Annotated in this window: 7 protein-coding genes; 3 read left to right on the top strand and 4 right to left on the bottom strand. The window is 74.3% G+C overall.

Annotated elements, in window-relative coordinates; translation table 11 throughout:
- The first annotated feature begins 1 nt into the window (after position 1).
- Genes ACIP60_RS18700 through ACIP60_RS18690 form a run of 3 tightly spaced genes read left to right on the top strand, consistent with a single transcriptional unit; the run spans position 2 to position 20,756 of the window.
- Positions 2-17,344: an SDR family NAD(P)-dependent oxidoreductase gene (locus tag ACIP60_RS18700; RefSeq protein WP_400685620.1), complete on the top strand. Its 17,343-nt coding sequence runs from the start codon at positions 2-4 to the stop codon at positions 17,342-17,344.
- A complete protein-coding gene (locus ACIP60_RS18695) occupies positions 17,341-19,593 on the top strand; it encodes a cytochrome P450 (RefSeq protein ID WP_400685617.1) in 2,253 nt (750 codons plus the stop codon). The genes ACIP60_RS18700 and ACIP60_RS18695 overlap by 4 nt, the downstream gene beginning before the upstream one ends.
- Positions 19,593-20,756: a macrolide family glycosyltransferase gene (locus ACIP60_RS18690; protein ID WP_400685614.1), complete on the top strand. Its 1,164-nt coding sequence runs from the start codon at positions 19,593-19,595 to the stop codon at positions 20,754-20,756. Before ACIP60_RS18695 ends, ACIP60_RS18690 begins: the two co-directional genes overlap by 1 nt.
- A gap of 118 nt (positions 20,757-20,874) precedes the next feature.
- Here ACIP60_RS18690 and ACIP60_RS18685 read toward each other — a convergent pair whose 3' ends face one another.
- From ACIP60_RS18685 to ACIP60_RS18670, 4 genes are all read right to left on the bottom strand, one after another.
- A complete protein-coding gene (locus ACIP60_RS18685; RefSeq protein ID WP_400685611.1) occupies positions 20,875-21,870 on the bottom strand; it encodes a 2-hydroxyacid dehydrogenase in 996 nt (331 codons plus the stop codon).
- A gap of 167 nt (positions 21,871-22,037) precedes the next feature.
- Entirely contained in the window at positions 22,038-23,063 is a 1,026-nt protein-coding gene (locus tag ACIP60_RS18680; protein WP_100834944.1) for a 6-phosphofructokinase, read from the bottom strand.
- 361 nt (positions 23,064-23,424) lie between these two features.
- The gene (locus ACIP60_RS18675; protein ID WP_111552525.1) at positions 23,425-24,150 is read right to left on the bottom strand and encodes a type 1 glutamine amidotransferase; all 726 of its coding nucleotides are present in this window, start codon (positions 24,148-24,150) and stop codon (positions 23,425-23,427) included.
- A 293-nt stretch (positions 24,151-24,443) separates the two neighbouring features.
- On the bottom strand, positions 24,444-25,700 hold the full coding sequence (locus ACIP60_RS18670) for a MurT ligase domain-containing protein (protein ID WP_400685608.1): 1,257 nt from the start codon (positions 25,698-25,700) through the stop codon (positions 24,444-24,446).
- Positions 25,701-25,792 lie beyond the last annotated feature (92 nt).

Here is a 25,792-nt window from a genome sequence, read left to right as displayed (position 1 = left end):
GATGTCTGACGAAGAGAAGCTCCGCACCTACCTCAAGCGCGCCACGGCCGACCTGGGAGTGCTCGGCAGGCGCCTCGCCGACCTGGAGGAGGCCGCGCGCGAGCCGATCGCGATCATCGGCATGGGCTGCCGCTACCCGGGCGGAGTGGAGTCCCCGGACGGCCTGTGGCGACTGGTCTCGGGCGGTGTCGACGCGATCAGCGAGTTCCCGCCGGACCGCGGCTGGGACGTCGTGCACGACCCCGACCCGGACCGGCCGGGCACGACCTACACCCGGTCGGGCGGCTTCCTCGCCGACGGCGCCGGGTTCGACGCCGGGTTCTTCGGCATCTCGCCGCGCGAGGCGCTGGCGATGGACCCGCAGCAGCGGGTGCTGCTGGAGACGGCGTGGGAGACGTTCGAGGACGCCGGGATCGACCCGACCGCACTCGGCGGCAGCCGCACGGCCGTCTTCACCGGCCTGTGGTCGTCCGGCTACGGCAACCAGCCGCCGCCGGACCTCGAAGGCTTCCTCGCCACCGGCATCGCCACCAGTGCCACGTCCGGGCGGGTGTCGTACCTGCTGGGGCTGGAGGGCGCGGCGGTGTCGGTGGACACGGCGTGCTCGTCGTCGCTGGTGGCGATCCACCTGGCGGCGCAGGCGCTGCGGGCGGGGGAGTGCTCGCTGGCGCTGGCCGGCGGGGTGACGGTGATGGCGACGCCCGCGGGGTTCGTCGAGTTCTCCCGGCAGCGGGGGCTCGCCGTCGACGGTCGGGTGAAGGCGTTCGCCGAGGCGGCCGACGGGACGTCCTGGGGCGAGGGCGCCGGCCTGCTGCTGCTGGAACGCCTGTCCGATGCGCGGCGCAACGGTCACCGGGTGCTGGCGGTGGTGCGGGGTTCGGCGGTGAACCAGGACGGTGCGTCGAACGGGCTCGCGGCGCCGAACGGTCCGTCGCAGGAACGCGTCATCCGGCAGGCGTTGGCCAGCGCCGGACTGTCCCCGTCCGAGGTGGACGCGGCGGAGGCCCACGGCACCGGGACCACCCTCGGCGACCCGATCGAGGCGCAGGCGTTGTTGGCGACGTACGGTCAGGACCGTTCCGAGCCGCTGTGGTTGGGGTCGGTGAAGTCCAACATCGGGCACACCCAGGCGGCGGCGGGCGTCGCCGGTGTGATCAAGATGGTGATGGCGATGCGGCACGGTCAGCTGCCGCCGACGCTGCACGTGGACGCACCGACCTCGCACGTCGACTGGTCGGCGGGCCGGGTCGCCCTGCTGACCGAGGCCCGGCCGTGGCCGGAGACCGGGCGTCCCCGCCGTGCCGGTGTGTCGGCGTTCGGCATCAGCGGCACGAACGCGCACGTGGTGATCGAGGCGGTGGCCGAGGAGCCGGTCGGGGTTTCGGCGGGGTCTGCGGGCGGGGTGGTGCCGTGGGTGCTGTCGGCGAAGTCGGAGCCGGCGCTGCGGGAGCAGGCGCGCCGACTGGGCGCTTTCCTGGCCGAGCAGCCGGGAGTCGGCGCGGTGGCGGTGGGGCGGGCGTTGGCGGGGCGGTCGCGTTTCGAGCACCGTGCGGTGGTGCGCGGTGCGGAGGCGTTGGACGCCTTGGCCGAGGGCCGCACAGCGCCGGGTCTGGTGACCGGGGACGTCCGTCCGCCGGGCCGGTCGGTGTTCGTGTTCCCGGGGCAGGGTGCGCAGTGGGTGGGGATGGGTGGGGAGTTGTACGCCTCGGAGCCGGTGTTCCGTGCGGCGATCGATGCGTGCGCCATTGCTCTGGAGCCGTTCACGGGCTGGTCGTTGGTGGAGGTGCTGACCGGTGGTGGGTCGTTGGAGCGGGTGGAGGTGGTGCAGCCCGCGCTGTTCGCGGTGATGGTGGGATTGGCCGAGCTGTGGCGGGCGCACGGCGTGGAGCCGGACGCCGTGGTGGGGCATTCGCAGGGGGAGATCGCGGCGGCGTACGTGGCGGGCGCGTTGTCCCTGGAGGACGCGGCGAAGGTGGTGGCGTTGCGCAGTAGGGCCTTGGTCGCCTTGGCGGACCAGGGCGGGATGGTCTCGGTCGGTCTCGGGCACGAGCAGGCCGTCGCGTTCACGGCCCGTTGGGACGGTCGGCTGACGGTGGCGGTGGTCAACTCGGCGGACAGCGCGGTGGTGTCGGGTGACCTGGACGCGCTGGACGAACTGTTGACGGCCTGCGAGGCCGACGGCATCCGCGCCCGCCGCCTGCCCGTCAACTACGCGGCGCACTCCGCGCAGGTCGAGGCGGTCCGCGAGCAACTCCTCACCGACCTGGCCGACATCACACCCCACCCGGCGACGGTCCCCTTCCACTCCACCGTCACCGGCGAGCCGATCGACACCGCCACCCTCGACGCCGCCTACTGGTACCGCAACCTCCGCGAACCCGTACGCTTCGACCTCGCCACCCGCCTCTTGCTCGACCACGGCCACACCGTCTTCGTCGAGGTCAGCCCGCACCCGGTGCTGGTCGCCGCCGTGGAGGAGACCGGCCACCGGCACGGCTCCGACCTCCTGGTCACCGGCACGCTCCGGCGCGACCAGGACGACTTCCTCGCCTCGCTCGGCCGCCTGCACGTCCACGGTGTCCCGGTCGACTGGCGGTTCCCGGACACCACCGAGCCCGTCAGCCTGCCGACGTACGCCTTCCAGCGCGAGCCGTACTGGCTGCGGCCCGTCCCGGCGGCGTCGGGCGACCACCCCCTGCTCGGCACGTTCGTGGAGCTGCGCGACGGCGCGGTGCTCAGCGGGCGGATCTCGCTCACCACCCATCCGTGGCTGGCCGACCACGCCGTGCGGGGCGCCGTCCTCCTGCCCGGCACCGCGTTCGCGGAGCTGGCCGCCCACGCGGCCGGTCGGCTCGGCCGGGCGGTCGAGGAACTGGTGCTCGAAACGCCGCTCGTCCTCGACGACGCCCCGGTGCACCTCCAGGTCGTCGTGGGGCCCGAGGACGACGGCCGCCACCCCCTCACGGTGTACTCGCGCGACGGCGACGAGTGGGTGCGGCACGCCACCGGGACCCTGGGCGAGGAGCCGGTGCTGAGCGCCTGGGACTGGCCGTCGGCCGGTGAGCCGCTCGACGTCGACGGGCTCTACGACTCGCTGGCCGCACTCGGCTACGAGTACGGGCCGGCGTTCCAGGGCGTCACGGCGGCCCGGCGGGTCGGCGACACCGTCTACGCCGAGGTGGAGCTCCCCGCCGAGGAACCGTTTGCCCTGCACCCCGCGCTGCTCGACGCCGCCCTGCACCCCATGGCGTTCCTCACCGACCGCGCCGGTCTGCCGTTCGCGTTCACCGGAGTGGCGGTCCGGCCCGCCGGCCGCGGGCCGCTGCGGGTGCGCCTGTCCGCCACCGGGCCGGACACGTACACCGTGGCCGTGGCCGAGCCGGACGGCACCCCGGTCGCCGTCATCACGTCGCTGACCGTCCGCGACGCCGCCGCCGTGCCGGACAGCCTGTACGCACTCGACTGGGTACCCGTCGAACCGGCCCCGACCGGCGCTGACCTCGCGGACCTGGTCGTCCACGAGGTGCCCGGGGCGGCGCCCGGGGCGGACCCCGTCGAGGCGGCGTACGAGAGCGCGCGGAGCGTGCTCGCCGTGATCCGGGACCACTTGGCGGGCGGGCGGACGCGGCTGGCGGTCGTCACCCGCAACGCCGTCGCCGCCGCGCCCGGTGACGTGGTCGGCCTCCACCACTCGATGGTCCGGGGCCTGGTCCGCAGCGCCGCCGCCGAGCACCCCGACCGGTTCGTGCTGGTCGACGCCGACCCGAGCTGGGACCCCGCGCTGATCGCCGGCACGGACGAGCCGGAACTGGCGGTACGTCAGGGGGCGCTGCGCGTCCCCCGCCTGGTCCGCGTCGGCGCGGCCCTGACCCCGCCGCCCGGGGCGTGGCGGCTGGAGGACACGGGCACCGGCAGCATCGACGACCTGGCGCTGGTGCCCCGCCCGGAGCTCATGGAGCCGCTGCGGCCCGGGCAGGTCCGGATCGCCGTGCGGGCGGCCGGACTCAACTTCCGGGACGTGCTGATCGCCCTCGGCGTCTACCCCGGCGCGGCCCTGATGGGCGGCGAGGGCGCGGGCGTCGTCCTCGAAACCGGCCCGGACAGCCCGTTCCGGCCCGGCGACCGCGTCATGGGCCTGGTCCCCGGCGCCTTCGGCCCGGTCGCCGTGGCCGACCAGCGGCTGCTGGTGCGGATGCCCCACGACTGGACGTTCGCCAGGGCCGCGTCGGTGCCCGTGGTGTTCCTGACCGCGTGGTACGGCCTGGGCGATCTGGGCCGGACGGCGGCCGGTGACCGGGTGCTGATCCATGCCGGTACGGGCGGTGTCGGCATGGCGGCGATCCAACTGGCCCGGCGGCTCGGGGCCGAGGTGTTCGCCACGGCGAGCCCGGGCAAGTGGCACGTGCTGCGTGGCCTCGGGCTGGACGAGGAGCACATCGCCTCGTCGCGGACCCTGGAGTTCGAGCGGAAGTTCCCCCCGATGGACGTGGTGCTGAACTCGCTGTCCGGTGAGTTCCTGGACGCCTCCCTGCGCCTGCTCGCGCCCGGCGGGCGGTTCGTGGAGATGGGCAAGACCGACATCCGCGACGCGGCCGACCACCCCGACATCGTCTACCGGGCGTTCGACATCGCCGACGCGGGGCCGGACCGGCTCGGCGAGCTCCTGGACGCCGCCCTGCGGGCCTTCGCGGACGGCGGGTTCGCACCGCTGCCGCTGGACGTACGCCACGTCCGGGACGCGGTCGACGTGTTCCGGTTCATGAGCCGGGCCGGTCACGTCGGGAAGATCGTCCTGACTGTTCCGGTGGGTTTCGACGCGGCCGGTACGGTGCTGATCACCGGCGGTACGGGGACGCTGGGCGGCCTGGTGGCCCGGCACCTGGTGGCCGAGTGGGGTGTGCGGCACCTGGTGCTGGTGAGCCGCCGTGGTGGCGGGGCGGCGTTGCGCGCGGAACTGGCGGGGCTGGGCGCGCAGGTGACGGTGGCCGCGTGCGACGCGGCGGACCGGGACGCGCTGGCGGCGGTGCTGGACGCGATCCCGGCCGCGCACCCGCTGACGGCGGTCGTGCACGCGGCGGGCGTGCTCGACGACGCGGTGGTCGAGTCCCTGACGCCCGAGCGTCTCGCCGCGGTCTGGGAGCCCAAGGCGCGGGCCGCCTGGCACCTGCACGAGCTCACCCGGGGACGGGACCTGGCGGCGTTCGTCCTCTTCTCCTCCGCGGCCGGCACGCTCGGCAGCCCCGGACAGGCCAACTACGCCGCAGCCAACACCTTCCTCGACGCCCTCGCCGCGCACCGGCGCGCCCAGGGCCTGCCGGCGACCTCGCTCGCCTGGGGCTACTGGGCCGAGCCGAGCGGCATGACCGGGCGGCTGACCGGTGCCGACCAGGACCGGCTGCTGCGGGCCGGGGTCGTGCCGCTGGACACCGACCACGCCCTGTCGCTGTTCGACGCGGCCCTGGCCGCGGACCGGGCCGCGCTGGTGCCGGTCCGCCTCGACCTGTCCGTGGTGGCGAGCGCCTCCGCGGCCCCGGCGGCCCTCAAGGGCCTCGTCTCCCGCAAGGCGGCCCGGCGCCCGGCGCGGCACGGCGCGATCGCCGACCGCCTGCGGTCACTGCCGGAGGCCGAACGGCTGCGCGCCGCGCTCGACCTGGTCACCGCCCACACCGCCGCCGTGCTCGGTCACCGCGAACCGGGGGCCGTACGGGACGGGCAGCCGTTCAAGGACCTCGGCTTCGACTCCCTGACCTCCGTCGAACTGCGCAACCGGCTCAACAGCGCCACCGGCCTGCACCTGCCCGCCACCGTCACCTTCGACCACCCCACCCCGCGGCAACTCGCCGAGCACCTGCTGAGCCGGGTCCTCGGTGCGCCCAAGGGCGTTGATCCGGTGGCGTCGGTGGACGCCGGGGTCGATCCGGTGGTGATCGTGGGGATGGGGTGCCGACTGCCGGGCGGGGTGGGGTCGCCGGAGGAGTTGTGGGGTGTGGTGTCGGGTGGGGTGGATGCGATCGGCGGGTTCCCGTCGGATCGCGGGTGGGACGTCGAGGGGTTGTTCCATCCGGACGCGGATCATCCGGGGACGTCGTACACGCGGTCGGGTGGGTTCCTCGCGGATGCGGCGGGCTTCGACGCGGAGTTCTTCGGGATCTCGCCGCGCGAGGCGCTGGCCATGGACCCGCAGCAGCGGGTGCTGCTGGAGACCGCGTGGGAGACGTTCGAGGACGCGGGCATCGATCCGACGTCGCTGCGGGGCAGCCGGACGGGCGTGTTCACCGGCATCTGGTCCTCCGGCTACGGCGACCGGGCACCCGCCGACGCCGAGGGCTACCTCGGTACGGGCGCCGCGACCAGCGTGACCTCCGGCCGGATCGCCTACCTGCTGGGGCTGGAGGGCGCGGCGGTCTCGCTGGACACCGCCTGCTCGTCCTCGCTGGTGGCGCTCCACCTGGCGGCGCAGGCGCTCCGCTCGGGGGAGTGCTCGCTGGCCCTGGCCGGCGGGGTGACCGTGATGGCGACCCCGCTGGGGTTCACCGAGTTCTCCCGCCAGCGCGGCCTGGCTGCCGACGGCCGGGTGAAGGCGTTCGCCGAGGCGGCGGACGGGACGGCGTGGGGCGAGGGCGCAGGTGTCGTGCTGTTGGAGCGGCTGTCGGACGCCCGCCGCAACGGTCACCGGGTGCTGGCGGTGGTGCGGGGCTCGGCGGTCAACCAGGACGGCACCTCCAACGGCCTCGGCGCGCCGAACGGCCCGTCGCAGGAGCGGGTGATCCTCCAGGCGCTGGCGAACGCCGGACTGTCCCCGTCCGAGGTGGACGCGGTGGAGGCGCACGGTACGGGGACGACGCTGGGCGACCCGATCGAGGCGCAGGCGCTGCTGGCGACGTACGGTCAGGGGCGGGACGAGCCGCTGTGGTTGGGGTCGGTGAAGTCCAACATCGGCCACACCCAGGCGGCGGCGGGTGCGGCCGGTGTGATCAAGATGGTGATGGCGATGCGGCACGCCGAACTGCCGCGAACCCTGCACGTCGACGCGCCGACCTCGCACGTCGACTGGGAGTCCGGAAACATCCGGCTGCTCACCGAGCCCCGGCCCTGGCCCGACAACGGCCGTCCGCGTCGCGCGGGCATCTCGGCGTTCGGCATCAGCGGTACGAACGCGCACGTGGTGATCGAGGCGGTGGCCGAGGAGCCGGTCGGGGTTTCGGCGGGGTCTGCGGGCGGGGTGGTGCCGTGGGTGCTGTCGGCGAAGTCGGAGCCGGCGTTGCGGGAACAGGCGCGCCGGTTGGGCGAGTTCGTCGCCGCGCACCCCGAGGTGGGTCCGGCGGCGGTCGGGGGCGCGCTGGCTGCCCGGACGGTGTTCGAGCACCGGGCCGTGGTGGTGAATGGTGCGGAGGCGTTGGAGGCGCTGGCGGAGGGTCGGTCGGTGCCGGGTCTGGTCACGGGTGTCGCGGGTGCGCCGGGCCGGTCGGTGTTCGTGTTCCCGGGGCAGGGTGCGCAGTGGGTGGGGATGGGTGGGGAGTTGTACGGCTCGGAGCCGGTGTTCCGTGCGGCGATCGATGCGTGTGCCGCTGCTCTGGAGCCGTTCACGGGCTGGTCGTTGGTGGAGGTGCTGACCGGTGGTGGGTCGTTGGAGCGGGTGGAGGTGGTGCAGCCCGCGTTGTTCGCGGTGATGGTGGCGTTGGCGGAGTTGTGGCGGGCGCACGGGGTGGAGCCGGACGCGGTCGTCGGGCATTCGCAGGGGGAGATCGCGGCGGCGTACGTGGCGGGCGCGTTGTCGTTGGAGGACGCGGCGAAGGTGGTGGCGTTGCGCAGTAGGGCCTTGGTCGCCCTGGCGGACCAGGGCGGGATGGTCTCGGTCGGTCTCGGGCACGAGCAGGCCGTCGCGTTCACGGCCCGCTGGGACGGTCGGCTGACGGTGGCGGTGGTCAACGCCCCTGGTTCGGTCGTCGTGTCGGGTGACCTGGACGCGCTGGACGAACTGTTGACGGCCTGTGAGGCCGACGGCGTCCGCGCCCGCCGCCTGCCCGTCAACTACGCGGCGCACTCCGCGCAGGTCGAGGCGGTCCGCGAGCACCTGCTCACCGACCTGGCCGACCTCACACCCCACCCGGCGACGGTCCCCTTCCACTCCACCGTCACCGGCGAGCCGATCGACACCGCCACCCTCGACGCCGCCTACTGGTACCGCAACCTCCGCGAACCCGTGCTGTTCGACCGGACGACCCGTGCGCTGCTCGACCACGGCCGCACCGTCTTCGTCGAGATCAGCCCGCACCCGGTGCTCACGCCCGCGCTGGCGGAGCACGAGACGGGTGCGGTGACCGGGACGCTGCGCCGTGACCACGGCACCCCGGCCGAGTTCCTGGCCGCGGCGGCGCGGCTGTTCGTCGCGGGTGTGCCGGTGCGGTGGCCGCTCCCCGGCGGGGAGCCGGTGGCGCTGCCCACCTACCCCTTCCAGCGGACGCGGTTCTGGCTCGCCGCAGGCGCGGGAGACGTGTCCGCGGCCGGGCTCGACTCGGTGGACCACCCGCTGCTCGGCGCCGCTGTCGAGGTGGGCGGGCAGCGGGTCCTGACGGGCCGCCTCTCCCTGGCCACCCACCCCTGGCTCGCGGACCACTCCGTACGGGGGACGGTGCTGCTGCCCGCGACGGCGTTCGTCGAGCTGGTGGTGCACGCGGCCGGGGCGGCGGTGGAGGAACTGGTCCTGGAGGCGCCGCTGGTGCTGCCCGCGGACGGCGCGGTGGACGTGCAGGTCGTCGTGGGCGAGCCGGACGCGACCGGCCGCCGCACGGTCGACGTCCGGTCCCGTACGGACGGCTGGGTGCGGCACGCCACCGGCACGGTGAGCGGGAAACCCGTGGCCGGGCGGGAGCTGACGCAGTGGCCGCCGACCGGTGCGGAACCGGTCACCGGGCTCTACGACACGCTCGCCGCGGCGGGCTACGAGTACGGTCCGGCCTTCCAGGCCGTGCAGGCGGTGTGGCGCCGCGGCGACGAGGTGTTCGCCGAGGTCACCGTGCCGGACGCGGCCCGGTTCTCCGTCCATCCGGCCCTGCTGGACGCCGCCCTCCACCCGCTGGCGCTGCTGGCCGGAACGGAGGGCGACGTGCGGTTGCCGTTCTCGCTGAGCGGGATCGCGGTCCACCGCACCGGCGTGACCTCCGCGCGCGTACGGCTGACGGCGGCCGGCCCCGGCGCGTACGCCGTCCACCTGGCGGACCGCTCCGGCGAGCCGGTGGCGACCATCGAGGCGCTGACCACCCGTCCGATGGCCGAACGCGGCCCGCTGTACGTCCTCGACTGGATTCCGCTGACCCCCGGCGAAGGCGCGCTCGGCGACGCCGTCGTCTCGCCCGGCTCGGTCGCCGAGGCGCTGACGGCCGTCCAGGACTTCCTGGCCGGGCCCGGCGAGCGGCTCGTGGTGCGCACGCGGGGCGCGGTCGCCGTCGTCCCCGGTGACGGGGTGGGCGATCCGGAAGCCGCGGCCGTGTGGGGCCTGGTCCGGTCCGCGCAGTCCGAGCACCCCGGCCGGTTCGTGCTCGTGGACGCCGACGAGCTGCCCGAGGGCCTGTCGGTCGGCGACGAGGACCAGGTGGCGGTGCGCCGGGGGGCCGTCCACGTGCCCCGGCTCGTGCGCTCCGCACCGGAGGCGTTCGACGGACGGCTGACGCAGGCGGGCACGGGCAGCCTGGACGACCTCGCCTTCCTGCCGTACGAGCAGGCCCCGCCCGGGCCCCGGGAGGTGCGCGTCGCCGTGCGGGCGGCCGGCCTGAACTTCCGGGACGTGCTGATCGCCCTCGGCGTCTACCCGGACCCGGCGCTGCTCGGCAGCGAGGGCGCGGGCGTCGTCACCGAGGTCGGCACCGAGGTCACCGGGCTGCGGCCGGGCGACCGGGTCGCCGGGCTGCTGCCCGGCGCGTTCGGCCGGGTGGCCGTCGCCGACCACAGGGTGCTGGTGCGCATCCCCGACGAGTGGACGTTCGCCCAGGCCGCCACCGTGCCGATCGCCTTCCTGACCGCCTGGTACGGCCTGCGCGACCTGGGCGGGCTGAAGGCCGGTGACCGGGTGCTGATCCACGCCGGCACCGGCGGCGTCGGCACGGCGGCGGTCCAGCTCGCGCGGCTCTGGGGCGCGGACGTCCACGCGACCGCGAGCCCGGACAAGTGGGACGCGCTGCGCGCCCTGGGGCTGGACGAGGACCACATCGCCTCGTCCCGGACCCTGGAGTTCGCCGACCGGTTCGGCCCCTTCGACGTGGTGCTGAACTCGCTGTCCGGCGAGTTCCTGGACGCCTCCCTGCGGCTGCTCGCGCCCGGCGGGCGGTTCGTGGAGATGGGCAAGGCCGACGTCCGGCCCGGCGTGCTGGCCTTCGACCTGGCCGACGCGGGACCGGAGCGGCTCGGGGAGATCCTGGCCGAGGCCGTCCGGCTGCTCGGCGCAGGAGAGCTGCGCCTGCCACCGCTCACCACCTGGGACGTCCGCCGCGCGCGGGACGCCTTCCGGTTCATGAGCCGGGCCGCGCACGTGGGGAAGATCGTCCTGACCGTTCCCGCAGATCTCGACGCGGCCGGTACGGTGCTGATCACCGGCGGTACGGGGACGCTGGGGAGCCGGGTGGCCCGGCACCTGGTGGCCGAGCGGGGTGTGCGGCACCTGGTGCTGGTGAGCCGCCGTGGTGGCGGGACGGCGTTGCGCGCGGAACTGGCCGGGCTGGGCGCGGAGGTGACCGTGGCGGCCTGTGACGTGGCCGACCGGGACGCGCTGGCGGCGGTGCTGGACGCGATCCCGGCCGCGCACCCGCTGACGGCGGTCGTGCACGCGGCCGGTGTGCTCGACGACGCGGTGGTCGAGTCCCTGACGCCCGAGCGTCTCGCCGCGGTCTGGGAGCCCAAGGCCCGGGCCGCCTGGCACCTGCACGAACTCACCCGGGAACGGGACCTGACGGCGTTCGTCCTCTTCTCCTCCGCGGCCGGCACGCTCGGCAGCCCCGGACAGGCCAACTACGCCGCGGCCAACGCCTACCTCGACGGCCTGGCCGCCCACCGGCGCGCCCTGGGCCTGCCGGGCGTGTCACTGGCCTGGGGGCAGTGGGCCGAGGACAGCGGGCTGACCGGGAACCTCACCGACACCGACCGTGCACGCCTCGCCCGCGCGGGGCTGCTGCCGATGGCCACCGACTACGGACTCGGGCTGTTCGACGGGGGCCTGGACAGCGCGGAACCGGCAGTGGTCGCGGCCGTGCTCAAGGTGTCCGCGCTGGGCGACCGGCCGGTGCTGCGCGCGCTGGCACGCGCCCGCAAACCGGTGCGGACCACCGGACTGGCGGGCCGGCTGGGATCGCTCCCCGAGGACCGGCAACGCGAGCTCCTGCTCGACCTGGTCCGCACCCACGCCTCGGCCGTGCTGGGCCGCAGCGACGAGATCGGTGCCGACCTGGCCTTCAAGGACCTGGGCTTCGACTCGCTCACCGCGGTGGAACTGCGCAACCGGCTGTCCACGGCGGTCGGGGTGCGGCTGCCCGCGACGATGGTCTTCGACCACCCGACTCCGGCCCGATTGGCCGAACACCTGCGTGCGGTGGTCCTCGGCAAGGAGCGCCGGACGGCCGTGCCCGTCCCGGCCGGGGTCGCGGTGTCGGGTGATCCGGTCGTGGTGGTCGGGCTGGGGGCCCGCTACCCGGGTGGGGTGGGCTCCGCGCAGGAGTTGTGGGATCTGGTCGCGGGCGGGACGGACGCGGTGGGTGGGTTCCCGTCGGACCGTGGGTGGGACGTGGGCCGTCTCTACGATCCGGCGGGTGGCCCGGGGACGTCGTACACGCGACGGGGCGGTTTCCTCGACGCCGCAGGCGGGTTCGATGCGGGATTCTTCGGTATTTCGCCGCGCGAAGCACTGGCGATGGACCCGCAGCAGCGGGTGCTGCTGGAGACGGTGTGGGAGACGTTCGAGGACGCGGGCATCGATCCGACGTCCTTGCGGGGCAGCCGGACGGGCGTGTTCACCGGCATCTGGGCATCCGGCTACGCGGGCGGAGTGGACCAGATCTCGCGCGACGCGGACGGCTACGTGGCCACCGGCACGGCGATGAGTGTGACCTCCGGACGGGTGTCCTACCTACTGGGGCTGGAGGGCCCGGCGGTCTCGGTGGACACGGCGTGCTCGTCCTCGCTGGTGGCGATCCACCTGGCGGCGCAGGCGCTGCGCTCGGGCGAGTGCTCGTTGGCCCTGGCCGGCGGTGTCACGATCATGGCGACACCCGCCGCCTTCATCGACTTCTCCCGGCAGCGGGGGCTCGCCGCCGACGGTCGGGTGAAGGCCTTCGCCGAGGCGGCCGACGGCACGGGCTGGGGCGAGGGCGTCGGCCTGGTGCTGCTGGAGCGGTTGTCGGACGCCCGCCGCAACGGACACCGGGTGCTGGCGGTGGTGCGGGGCTCGGCGGTCAACCAGGACGGCGCGTCCAACGGCCTCACCGCGCCCAACGGCCCCTCCCAGGAACGCGTCATCCAGCAGGCCCTCGCCAATGCCGGGTTGCAGCCGTCCGAGGTGGACGCGGTGGAGGCGCACGGCACCGGCACCACGCTCGGCGACCCGATCGAGGCCCAGGCGCTGCTGGCCGCCTACGGTCAGGACCGTTCCGAGCCGCTGTGGTTGGGGTCGGTGAAGTCCAACATCGGGCACACCCAGGCGGCGGCGGGCGTCGCCGGTGTGATCAAGATGGTGATGGCGATGCGGCACGGTCAGCTGCCACGGACCCTGCACGTCGACACACCGACTTCGCACGTCGACTGGTCGGCGGGCCGGGTCGCCCTGCTGACCGAGGCCCGGCCGTGGCCGGAGACGGGGCGTCCCCGCCGGGCGGGCGTCTCGGCGTTCGGCATCAGCGGCACCAACGCGCACGTGATCCTGGAGGCACCGGACCCGGACCCGGCAGAGGAGGCATCGTCCGACTCCCCTGCCACTCCCACGTCCGCGCCCGCAGCCGGCGCGCCGGTGCCGTGGCTGCTGTCGGCCAAGTCCGAGCAGGCGCTCCGGGCCCAGGCCCGCAGGCTACAGGCGTACGCGGCCGAGGCCCCCGACGCGGACGCGGACGCAATCGCCGCCGCGCTCGCCGCGCGGGCCCGCTTCGCCCACCGGGCCGTGGTGACCGGGCCGGAGGCCCTGGCGGCCCTGGTCCGCGGGGAGGCGCATCCCGGGCTGGTGACCGGCGAGGCCCGCGACTCGGGGAAGTCGGCGTTCGTGTTCTCCGGTCAGGGTGGTCAGTGGGCGGGGATGGGTCGGGGTCTGTACGAGGTGTTTCCGGTGTTCGCGCGGGTGTTGGACGAGGTGTGCGGGGTGTTGGGGTTGCCGGTGGAGGTGTTGTTCGAGGACGGGGAGGGGGTGTTGGGGGAGACGCGGTTCACGCAAGGTGCGGTGTTCGCGTTGGAGGTGGCGTTGTTCCGGTTGGTGGAGTGGCTGGGGGTTCGGCCGGACTTCGTGGTGGGGCATTCGGTGGGTGAGGTGGCGGCGGCCCATGTGGCGGGGGTGTTGGGGCTGGAGGACGCGGCGCGGTTGGTGGGGGCGCGGGGCCGGTTGATGCAGGCGTTGCCCGGTGGTGGGGCGATGGTGTCGGTGCAGGCGTCGGTTCAGGAGGTGGTGGGGTCGCTGGTGGCGGGTGTGGAGGTGGCGGCGGTCAACGCGTCGGACGCGGTGGTGGTGTCGGGTGACGAGGCGGCGGTGGCGGTGGTCGCCGGGGTGTGGCGGGGGCGTGGGCGTCGGGTGCGGCGGTTGGAGGTCAGTCACGCGTTCCATTCGGCGCGGATGGAGCCGGTGCTGGGTGAACTCGCGGAGGTCGCTGGGGGGTTGTCGTTCGGTGAGCCGGTGATTCCGGTGGTCTCCACGGTGGCGGGGTGTCCGGTGGAGCTGGGGGAGCCGGGGTACTGGGTGCGTCAGGTGCGGGAGCCGGTGCGGTTCGCGGACGCGAGGGAGTGGCTGACGGGCCAGGGCGTCACAGGGTTTGTGGAGGTGGGTCCGCACCCGTCGTTGGTGGCGAACGGGTTGATGCGGCGTCAGGGGGATTCCGTGGAGCGGCTGTTCGCCGGTCTGGGGCGGTTGTGGGTGGACGGCGCGGTGCACTGGACCCCGCCGGTGGGGAAGTCGGGTGCGCGGCTGCCCTCGTACGCCTTCCAGCACCAGCACTACTGGCTCCGGCCCACCACCGCGTCGGAGGGCCCCGACACGCCCGACCACCCGCTGCTGCGGTCCCTGGTGAAGCTCCCCGACGGGCAGGGCGTGGTACTGACCGGGAAGCTCTCCGGGTCCGCCCACCCGTGGCTCACCGAACACGTCATCGCGGGCTCGCCCCTGCTGCCCGCGATGGCGTTCGTGGACCTGGCCGTCCACGCCGGCGAGCACACGGCCAGCCCCGTCCTGTCCGAACTGGTCCTGGAGGCGCCGCTCGTGCTGTCCGAGCGCGACGGTGTGCACGTGCAGGTCACCGTCGGCGCGCCCGACGACACCGGACGCCGACCCGTCACCGTCCACTCCCGCACCTCCGCCGAGCCCGACGAGTGGACCCGCCACGCGACCGGCGTGCTCAGCCCGCCGGCGGAGCGGGCCGACCGGACGGCCGAGCCCGGCACGGACGCCGGCGAGGCCGTGCCGATCGACATCGGCCCGCTCTACGACCGGCTCGCCGAAGCCGGCTACGACTACGGGCCGACCTTCCGGGGACTCACCGGCGTCCGGCGGCACGGCGAGGACCTGCACGCCGAGGTGAGCTTCCCGGCGGATCCCGGGCAGCTCACCGGCTACCGCGTCCACCCCGCGCTCCTGGACGCCGCCATCCAGCCGCTGACCCTGCTCGCCGGCCCCGCGGCCGAGGACGGCGGCAGCCCGGCGCGGCTGCCCTTCTCGTTCTCCGGCGTGTCGGTCACCGGGTCGGCCGCGACGGTCCGCGTGGTGCTGCACCCGACCGGGCCGGACACCTACGCGGTGCGGATCACCGACACCGCCGGGACGCCGGTCGTCAGCATCGACGAGATCGTCCTGCGGCCCGTCGAAGCGGCGGGCCACGGGGCCGGGCCCCGGCCGAACACGCTGTTCGCCGTCGACTGGACCCCGATGGCGGCACCGGACGGCCCGGGCACCGAGACGGTCCTCCACGAGGTCGCCGGCGAGGGCGAACCGGCTGAGGCCGCCCACGCGGTGACCCGGGAACTGCTCGGCAGGGTCCGGGAGTTCCTGGCCACCGACACGCCGGCCCGGCTCGTGGTCCTCACCGGCGACGACCTGGCCTCGGCCGCCGCCCGCGGCTTCCTGCGCAGCGCGCACCACGAGAACCCCGGGCGCATCCTGACCGTCCGGCACGACGGCACGGCCGCCTCGCGGCGGGCGGCGCCCGCCGCGGTGCGCGCCGCCGTGGCCGACGGCGAGCCCGAGATCCGGCTGTGCGACGGTACCGCCCTCGTGCCGAGGCTGGTGCGGGCCACCCCGGCCGCCCCGGCCGGGTCTGCCGGGCCCCTGGACGGCGCGCCCCTGGACGGCACCGTGCTGATCACCGGCGGCACCGGCACCCTCGGCGTCCTGGTCGCCCGGCACCTGGTCGCGCGGCACGGCGCCCGGCACGTGGTGCTCGCCGGCCGCCGCGGCGTCGAGCCGCCCGGACTCCGGCAGGAGCTGGGCGCCGCCCTCACCGTGGTCGCCTGCGACGCCGGCGACCGCGCGGCACTGCGGGACCTCGTCGCCTCGATCCCCGACCTGCGGGTCGTCGTGCACGCCGCCGGGGTCGTCGACGACGCCCTGGTGGGAACGATGACACCGGAGCAAGTCGACACGGTGCTGCGCGCGAAGGCCGATGCCGGGTGGCACCTGCACGAGGCCACCGAGCACCTGGACCTGCGGGCGTTCGTGCTGTTCTCCTCGGCGGCCGGGGTGTTCGGCACCCCCGGGCAGGCCAACTACGCCGCCGCGAACGCGTTCCTCGACGCGCTCGCCGAGCACCGGCACGCGCGCGGCCTGCCGGCCACCTCCCTCGCCTGGGGCCAGTGGGCCGAGTCCAGCGGCATCACCGGGAACCTGACCGAGGCGGACCACCGCCGGCTGGCGAGGACCGGCATGCTGCCGCTGGCCACCGAGCAGGCCCTCGGCCTGTTCGACACCGCCCTGGCCGGCGGACGCCCGGCGCTGGTGCCGGTCCGCCTCGACCTCGCGGCGATCGACACCCCGCCCGCGCTGCTGCGCGGACTCGCCCGGCCGCGGCGCGCGCCGGCACCGGCGGCCGGCCCGGACGAGCTGCGGGCCCGGCTCGGAGCCCTGCCCGAGCCCGAGCAGCGCGCCCTGCTGCTCGACCTGGTCGTCAGGCACAGTGCGAGCATCCTCGCGATGGCCCCCGGCGGGATCGACGACCCGCGTCAGCCGTTCCGCGACCACGGCGTCGACTCGCTGACCGCCATCGAGCTGCGCAACCGGCTCAACGCGGCCACCGGGCTCCAGCTCCCGGCGACCCTCGTCTTCGACTTCCCGACGCCCGAACAGCTCGTCCACCACCTCTACGGGCAGCTGTGCTCGCCGGAGAACCGGGTCACCGGGCCGATGGAGCGCCTGCTGCGCAAGGCCCTCGACGTCGGCCGCGCGCAGGACGGCCTCGACCTGCTCGCCACGGCGTCCCGGCTGAGCCCGGCCACCGACGCGCCCAAGGCCGGGGCGGTCGCCCTCGCGACCGGCTTCCTCCAGCCCTCGCTGGTCTGCCTGCCGTCCGCGCTGGCGTCCGGCGGCATCGAGGAGTACGGGCGGTTCGCCGCCGCGCTGGAGGCCGCCCGTGACGTCACGGCGGTCACCCTGCCGGGCTTCGCCGGCGACCCGCTGCCCGCGGACGCCGACGTCCTGGTCCGCGCGCTCGCCGATGCCGCGTCGGCGGTCGCCGCGCCGGTGCTGGTCGGCCGTTCGGTGGGCGCGTGGCTGGCGCTAGCGACCGCCGGGGAACTGGAGCGGCGCGGGGCCCGGCCCAGCGCGGTGGTGCTCATCGACGGCTACCCCGACGACCTGCCGGGTGTGCTCACCGGCATGCTCGACGCCGGCCACCAGGTCCAGCCGGTCGACGACGACCGGCTGGTGGCCATGGGCCGCTACCTCGATCTGGCCGGCGCCCCGGAGCCCGTCACCGCGCCGGTGCTGCTGGTGGGCACCGGGAAGCGCCCGTGGCCCCGACTCTCCACCACCGCGCAGGACGTGCTCACCGTCCCGGGCGACCACTTCACCGTCCTGGAGGAGCACTCCGCGGCCACGGCGCTGGCCATCAGCACCTGGCTCCTCGACTTCACCGGATACGGCGCCGGGCTGTCCGAACTCAGGGGAAAGGACCACGCATGATCTGGGACAACGTGTACATCGGCGGAACGGGACGGTACCTGCCGCCCCGCACGCCCGCGACGCAGGCCGTGCCCGACACCGCGACCATGCGACGGCTGCTCGCCCTGTCGGACTTCGTGTCGTTCACCAGCTCCGACGACGTCACCGAGCACGCGATGGCCGTGCACGCGGCGATCGGCGCCCTGCGCGAGTCCGGCCTCACCGGCGCCGACATCGCCATGGCCGCCTACGCCCAGATGGACCACCAGGACCACATGGCGTCCTCCTGCCACCTGCAACGCGTCCTCGGCCTCGGCCACGCCCTCGTCTACGAGGTCGAGGCGACCAGCAACGGCGGTTCGGCCGCGCTGCAGTCCGCCGCCGCGCACCTGGTGGCCGACCCGGCCGCGACCGCGACCCTGGTCACCGCCACCGCCCGGTTCCTGCCGCCGCGCTGGGAACGCTGGCAGCCCAGCATCGGGATCTTCCTGGCCGACGGTGCGGCCGCGGCCGTGCTCAACCGCGAGTCCGGCCGGGCGCGGCTGGTCGCGACCGCCAACAGCTCCGCGACCCAGATGGAGGTCCTCGCCACCCCGACGATCCCGGACCCCGCGGGCCACCGGAACCGCACGCCGATCGAGGTCACCGGCCTGGCGCCGTACCTGACGCTGATGAGCGGGGCCCTGGTCACCGCGGTCGAGCAGGCCGCCAAGGAGGGCGGCGTCGACATCGCCGACATCACCAGGTTCGTCGTCACCGGTCTGGGCCTGGCCCAACTGGAGGTCGTCGTGCTGGAGCCGCTCGGCATCGACCTGGGCCGCACCACCTGGCCGATGCTGCGCGAGCTCGGCCACGTCGGGCCGTGCGACCAACTGCTCGGCATCGACCACCTGCTGCACGACGAGACACTCAAGCCCGGCGACACCGTCATGTCGATCGGCCTCGGCATGGGGTCGCGGTTCACCGCGGCCCTGCTGGAGGTCACCGAACCGCCCAGGCCCCGCACCACCACCGCCTTCACCGAGCCGGTGCGCGCGCAGACCCCGCCCGTCGACGCCTACGTCATCGACCCCTCGGGCGGCGACATCTTCGGCGAGGCCGCCGCCCTGCGCGAGCGCGGCCCGGCCACCCGCGTCCGGCTGCCCGGCGGCGTGTCGGCCTGGGCCGTCACCGGGCACGACCTGGCGAAGAAGCTGCTGCTCGACCCGAGGGTCTCCAAGGACGCGAACAAGCACTGGCCCATGTGGCGCGACGGCGACATCCCGCCGGACTGGCCGCTGATCATGTGGGTCGCGATGCAGAACATGTTCACCGCCTACGGGGCCGACCACACCAGGCTGCGCAGCCTGGTGGCCAAGGCGTTCACCCCGCGCCGCATCGAAGCGATGCGGCCGCGCATCGAGGAGATCACGGCCGGCCTGATCGCCGACCTGGCCGCGGTGCCGCCGGGGCAGCCGGTCGACCTGCGCGCGCGGTTCGCGTTCCCGCTGCCGATCCAGGTCATCACCGGACTGTTCGGGGTGACCGCGGAGACGGGCGCGGACCTGCGGCGGCTGGTGGACGCGGTGTTCAGCCTCGACGCGGACCCGGCGGGGGTGCAGGCCGCCTCCGGCGAGCTGTACATGCTGCTCAAGGAACTCGTGGCCGCCAAACGGCGCGACCCCGGCGACGACATGACCAGCGACCTGATCTCCGCGCAGGAGGCGGACGGCACCCGGCTGTCCGAGCGGGAACTGCTGGACACCCTGCTGCTGACCATCTCCGCCGGCTTCGAGACGACGGTCAACCTGCTCGACCACGCCGTCCACGCGCTGGCCACCCACCCGTCCCAGCTCGCCCTGGTGCGGTCCGGGACCAGCACGTGGGAGGACGTGGTGGACGAGACACTGCGCTGGCAGGCACCGGTGCCGAACCTGCCGCTGCGCTACGCGGTGGAGGACATCGCCGCGGACGGCGTGCGGATCGGCAAGGGCGAGGCGATCCTGCTGTCCTTCGGCGCGGTCGGCCGCGACCCGGCGCAGCACGGGGCCGACGCGGAGGACTTCTCCGTCGCCCGGCCGTCGCGGGCCGACCACCTCACCTTCGGGCACGGCGTGCACTTCTGCCTCGGCAGCCCGCTGGCGAAACTGGAGGCGACGACGGCGCTGTCCGCGCTGTTCTCCCGCTTCCCCCGGCTGCGGCTGGCCGTCCCGTCGTCCGCACTCGAACCGCTGGGTTCCTTCTTCACCAACGGCCACAAGACCCTGCCGGTCATCCTGGAGGAGGGCTGATGGCCCACTTCGCCTTCGTGAGCGCGCCCGCGTCCGGGCACGTGAACCCGACCCTGCCGCTGGTCGAAGAGCTGGTCCGGCGCGGCCACCGGGTCAGCTACGCCACGGGACCGGCCGCCGTGGGCGCCGCCGTCGCCGCCGGGGCGTCGCCGGTGACCCTGCCCTCGCAGCTGCCGCCCGGCATGGCCGCGCGGGGCGAGTTCACGGCGGAACAGCTCGCCGTGACGATGGAGTACTACCTCGACGACGCGCGTGCCTCCTTCCCGGTCCTGGCCGCGCACTTCGCGGCCGACCCGCCGGACGCGGTGTGCTACGACTCGGTGACCTTCACCGGGCGGATGCTGGCGAACCTGCTCCGGGTGCGGGAGGTCTCCCTGGTGCCGACCTTCGCGGAGAACGAGTCCTTCTCGGCGGCGCAGGTGTACCTGCCGGCCGACTTCGACCACACCCACCCCCGGCTGGTGGCCGCGGTCCAGGACATGGGGAAGTTCGCGCAGGGCCACGCCTTCCTGGACGACCCGGACCTGATGTTCGGTCACGTGCCCCCGACGAGCCTGGTGTTCGTCCCCCGCGAGTTCCAGCCGGCGGGGGACACCTTCGACGAGCGCTTCCACTTCGTCGGGCCGTCGCTGAGCAGCCGGCAGGCCGCCGAGGAGTGGAGTCCCCGGTCGCGGGCCCCGGTGCTGCTGATCTCGCTGGGAACCGTCTTCAACGACCGGCCCGAGTTCTACCGGACCTGCATCGAGGCGTTCGGGGACGGCGACTGGCAGGTCGTCATGGCGGTGGGCGGGCTGGACCGGGAGTCGCTGGGCCCGGTCCCGGCCAACGTCGAGGTGCACGCGCACGTGCCGCAGGTGGCGGTGCTGCGGCACGCCGAGGTGTTCCTGAGCCACGTCGGGATGAACTCGGTGATGGAGTCGCTCTACCACGGGGTGCCCCTCGTGGCGGTGCCGCAGATCCCGGAACAGCGGGCGATCGCCCGGCGGGCGGAGGAGATGCGGGTCGGCAGGACGCTCGCCGAGCCGACCGTGCGGGGCCTCCGCGAGGCCGTCCGGGAGGCCGGGTCCTGCCGCCCCCGGGCGGCGGCCCTGCGCCGGATCGTGCGCGGGGCGGGCGGCGCCTCGAAGGGGGCGGACGTCCTGGAGGAGCTGCTGACGCGGTAGCGGCCGGGCTCCTGCCCGGTGCCCGGCGGGCGCGCGGCCGTCCGGCCGCGCGTTCCGCGGGGCGGGACCGCCGGGCGGACGCCGGGCGGGGCGGGACCGCCGGGCGGACGCACCCGGGTCACGGCCTGGGCACGAGGGTGTTCTCGTTGGTGCGGCCGGCGGTGTAGTCGTCGACGTTGCGGACGGTGGTGTCGATGATCTGGTGGACGGCGGTGTGGGTGTAGTAGGCCTGGTGGCTGGTGACGAGCACCTGGGGGAAGGTGATGAGGCGGGCGAGGGTGTCGTCGGTGATGCCCTGGAGGGACTGGTCGGTGAAGAAGACGCCGGTCTCCTCCTCGTAGACGTCGAGGCCGACGCCGGAGAGGCGCCCGGTGCGCAGGGCCTCGACCAGGGCGGCGCTGTCGACGAGGCCGCCGCGGCTGGAGTTGACGAGGATGGCGTCGTCCTTCATGCGGGCGAGGGCGGCGGTGTCGATCAGGTGGTGGGTGGTGGGGAGGAGGGGGACGTGGAGGCTGATGAGGTCGGCCCGGGAGAGGAGTTCGGGGAGTTCGGTGTAGGTCATGCCGAGTTCGAGGCAGGCGGGGTTCTCGGCGATGTCCCAGCCGAGGAGGTGGGTGCCGAACCCGGCGGCGATGCGGGCGAAGCATTCGCCGATCTTGCCGGTGCCGATGACGCCGACGGTCATGCCGTGGACGTCGCGGCCGAGGAGGCCGTCGAGGCGGAAGTCGAACTCGCGGGAGCGGTTGGCGGCGCGGGTGAGCCGCCGGTTGACGGCGAGCGCGAGGGCCCAGGCGTGTTCGGCGACGGCGTAGGGGCTGTAGTGGGAGACCCGGGCGATGGTGAGGCCGAGTTCGGCGGCGGCGTCGAGGTCGATGTTGTTGAAGCCGGTGGAGCGCTGGGCGATCAACGTGGTGCCGCCCGCGGCGAGGACGGTGAGCACGTCGGCGTCGAGTTCGTCGTTGACGCTGGTGCTGACGGCGGGGTAGCCGGCGGCGAGGGGGGCGGTGTCGCGGTTGAGGAACACGGCCAGGGCGCGCAGGGCGTGGCGGTCCGCGAAGGCCCGTTCCAGGAGCGGTCGTTCGTCTGCTTGGACGCCGTAGGCGAGGATCTCCATGCGGTGAGGCTATCGCCGGGGCAGCGGGCGGGCGGGCCGCGACGCGCCCCCGGCGCACCGTCCGATCATCACAAGATGATGGTCCGACGATCTCGCGGTGGATCATCGGCTGATCATCTTGTGATGACCGGATCATTCCGTTCGGTGGGGCGGGAGTTGACCGGCCGTCAGATGACGGTCTCGGCCTCCCGGTAGCGCTCCGCCGGGACGGTCTTCAGCTCGGCCACCGCCTCGCCCAGCGGCACCAGCTTGATCTCGGTGCCCTGCAGCGCCGTGATGTGGCCGAACGCGCCCTTGTGGGCGGCCTCCACCGCGTGCCAGCCGAAGCGGGTGGCCAGGACGCGGTCGTACGCGGTCGGGGTGCCGCCGCGCTGGGTGTGGCCCAGGATCACCGGACGGGCCTCCTTGCCGAGCCGGTGCTCCAGCTCGCGGGAGAGCTGGGTGGCGATGCCGGTGAACCGCTCGTGGCCGTACATGTCCTTGCTGCCCTCCTCCCACGGCATGGTGCCGGGCTCGGGCTTGGCGCCCTCGGCGCAGACCACGATCGCGAACTTCTTCTGCCGGTCGAAGCGCTCGCGCACCATCTCGGTCAGCTTGTCGATGTGGAACGGGCGCTCCGGGACGACGATGGCGTGCGCACCGGCCGCCATGCCCGCGTTCAGCGCGATCCAGCCGGTGTGCCGGCCCATCACCTCGACCACCATGACGCGCTGGTGCGACTCGGCGGTGGTCTTCAGCCGGTCCAGCGCCTCGGTGGCCACCGAGACGGCGGTGTCGAAGCCGAAGGTGACGTCGGTGCAGGCGATGTCGTTGTCGATGGTCTTCGGCACGCCGATCACCGGCAGGCCCGCGTCGCTCATCAGCTTCGCGGCCTTCAGGGTGCCCTCGCCGCCGATCGGGATCACCGCGTCGATGCCCAGGTCGGCGCAGTGCCGCTTGGCGCGCTCCACGCCGTCGCGCAGGTGGCTGGGCTGGACCCGGGACGAGCCCAGGATCGTGCCGCCCTGGGCGAGGATGCCGCTCACCGAGTCGAGCGTCAGCGGACGGTGCACGCCCTCCAGGAGACCGCGCCAGCCGTCCTCGAAACCGATGATCTCGTCGCCGTGGTCGACCACCCCCCGGTGGACCACGGAACGGATGACGGCGTTCAGGCCGGGGCAGTCACCGCCGCTGGTCAGGACACCAATACGCATTGCTTTGCCAACTCCCGAGCAGGATCGGACGGCCGGACTGGTGGGTGGGAATCGGACATCTCGTCCGAAACTGACCTGCTGCACAGCATACGGTTCCTGCGTCCGGCCGGGCCGAAACCGACGCGGGAGCGGCTTCCTCGACGCACCACACGTAACTGCGACCCGACCGCCGAGGAGGGTGTTGCGTCCGGGCTCTCCTATTCTCCTATGAAGTTGTCCCACGGGGGGACGGCTGACCACATGGCGGTCAGCCGTCCACCACCGTGACCTCGGCTTACGCGCGGATGAACGCGCGGCCGAGCCGTGCCGGGCCGCGCGGCCGAGCCGTGCCGGGCCGCTCACCCGAGCCGGGCGGGGCCGCTCACGCCGGGCGGGCCGCGGCGATCCGCTCGGTGCGCAGCGCGTCGTACCAGGTGGTGTCGGCCGGCGGCAGCGCGTTCACGTCCAGCGCCAGCTTGATCAGCATGTCGGCGACGGCGGGGTTGCGGGCCATCACCGGGCCGTGCAGGTAGGTGCCGAACACGGTGTCGCGCCAGGCGCCCTCGGTGCCGTCGCCGGTGCCGTTGCCCCGGCCGACCTGGACGGTGGCCAGCGGGCTGACGCCCTCGCCGAGGTGGGTGATGCCCTGGTGGTTCTCGAAGCCGGTCAGCTGCGGCAGGTTCAGCTGCGGGTCGACGTCCGCCAGCACGTCGCCCACGCAGCGGGCGCCCTCGCCGCGCGCGGTCCACACGTCCAGCAGGCCCAGGCCCGCCTCGCGCTCGCCGAGGTCGTTGACGAACTCGTGGCCCAGGATCTGGAAGCCCGCGCAGACCGAGAAGATGATCGCGCCGTTCTCGGCCGCCCGGACCAGCCCGCCGTCGTTGCGCAGCCGCTCCGCCGCCAGCCGCTGCGGCCGGTCCTCGCCGCCGCCGATCAGGTAGATGTCGCCGCTGGTCGGCACCGACTGGTCGGAGCGCACGTCGATCCGCTGCACCCCGAGGCCGCGCTGGCGCGCCCGCCGCTCCACCACCAGCGCGTTGCCGCGGTCGCCGTACGTCGACAGCAGGTCCGGGTACACCCAGACCACCCGCAGGCTGCTCTCGCTCATCCTCGAAGACCTCCCGAACTGCTGCTGGGACGCGGGCCGCTGCGGCGCGCCCCCGCCGTACTGCTGCTGCGGCGCCTGCTGCTCGTACTGCTGCGGCGGCTGCTGCTGTCCGTACTGCTGCTGGTGCTGCTGCTGGTGTTGCTGCGGCTGCGGCTGATCGTACTGCTGGTCGTACTGCTGCTGCTGTCCGCCGTACTGCTGCTCGCCGTACTGCTGTCCGGGGTAGGGCTGCGGCTGACCGTAGCCCCCCTGGTCGCCGAACTGCGGCTGCTGCCCGTAGTACTGGTCGCTCATCAGGCCACCACGGCCTTGCGCAGCTGCTGGAAGGCGGTGTAGTTGGCGATGGCCTCGATCCGGCCGGCCGGGGCGGCCTCCACCGCCTGGGCGAGCGAGTCGACCACCTGGAACTGGAGGTTGGCGACCTCCAGGCGGACCGCCAGGTCGAGCTTGCGCTGGCCCATCACGAAGATCGGGTGGCCGGACAGCCGCTCGTAGTCGACGTCCCACAGCCAGGAGGTGTCGGTGCCGTCGGCGTCCAGCGCGTTCACCGACAGGACCACCGGGGTGGGCGGGCCGTCGATCAGCGAGAAGGTCTCCAGCCAGCCGGCCGGGTTCTTCGCCAGCAGCAGCCGGATGTCCCGGCCGCGGAACTGCACCACGTCGTAGCGGCCGGCCACCGCGGCCACCGCCTGCATCCGCTCCAGCGCGACCTGCGGGGCCACCCCGAAGACCGCCGCGACGGCGGCCGAGCTGGTGGCGTTCGCCAGGTTGGCGCGGCCCGGCAGCTGGAGCTGGATCGGCCAGGCGCCGCGGTGCGGGTCGATCACGTGGGTGCCCTGGAGCGCCCAGTGCGGGTTCGGGCGGCGGAAGCCGCACTCGCCGCAGAACCAGTCGTCGCCCGGGCGCTGCATCACGCCGCCGCAGGACGGGCACGACCAGGCGTCCTCCTTCCACGCCTGCCCGGCGGCCACCCAGACCACCTTCTTGCAGGACGAGGCGGCCCAGGTCACCAGCGGGTCGTCCGCGTTGGCGATGATCACCGCGTCGGTGTCCTTGAGGCCCTCGCGCCACTTCTCGGCCATCATCCGGGTCTCGGCGGCGCGGTCCAGCTGGTCGCGGGAGAGGTTCAGCAGCGCTATGGCCTTCGGCCGGGTGTCCCGGGCGACCATCGGCAGGTACTTCTCGTCCACCTCGATCACGCCGAAGCGGGCGCTGGTGCCGCCGGCCAGCGCGCCGGTGATGCCGGCCGGCATGTTCGCGCCCAGCGCGTTGGAGACCACCGGGCCGGCCGCCCGCAGCGCCTCGGCGATCAGCCGGGTGGTGGTGGTCTTGCCGTTGGTGGCGCTGACCAGGACCACGTCCAGGTGCTCGGTGAGGGTCGCCAGCAGGTCCGGGTCGAGCTTGAGCGCGACCTTGCCGCCGATCACCGAGCCGCTGCCGCGGCCCGCCTTCTGGGAGAGCGCTGCGGCCATCTTGCCGGCCGTCACGGCGATCTTCGCGCGGGCGGGCAGCGAGGCGTCGCGCGGGGCTTCCGAATCGGTGCCTGGCATGCTCAGGGGTTCCTCCTTGCTGCGGCACCGCCCGGGGCGTTCGACGATCCGCGGGCGGCGGGGACGGGCTCAGCCTACCGACTCCCGCCCGC

Source organism: Kitasatospora sp. NPDC088783 (assembly GCF_044750705.1).
In the GTDB taxonomy this organism is placed as follows: domain Bacteria; phylum Actinomycetota; class Actinomycetes; order Streptomycetales; family Streptomycetaceae; genus Kitasatospora; species Kitasatospora fiedleri.
The sequence above is the reverse complement of the archived record's forward strand: the minus strand, read 5'-3'. Positions and strand labels throughout refer to the sequence as shown.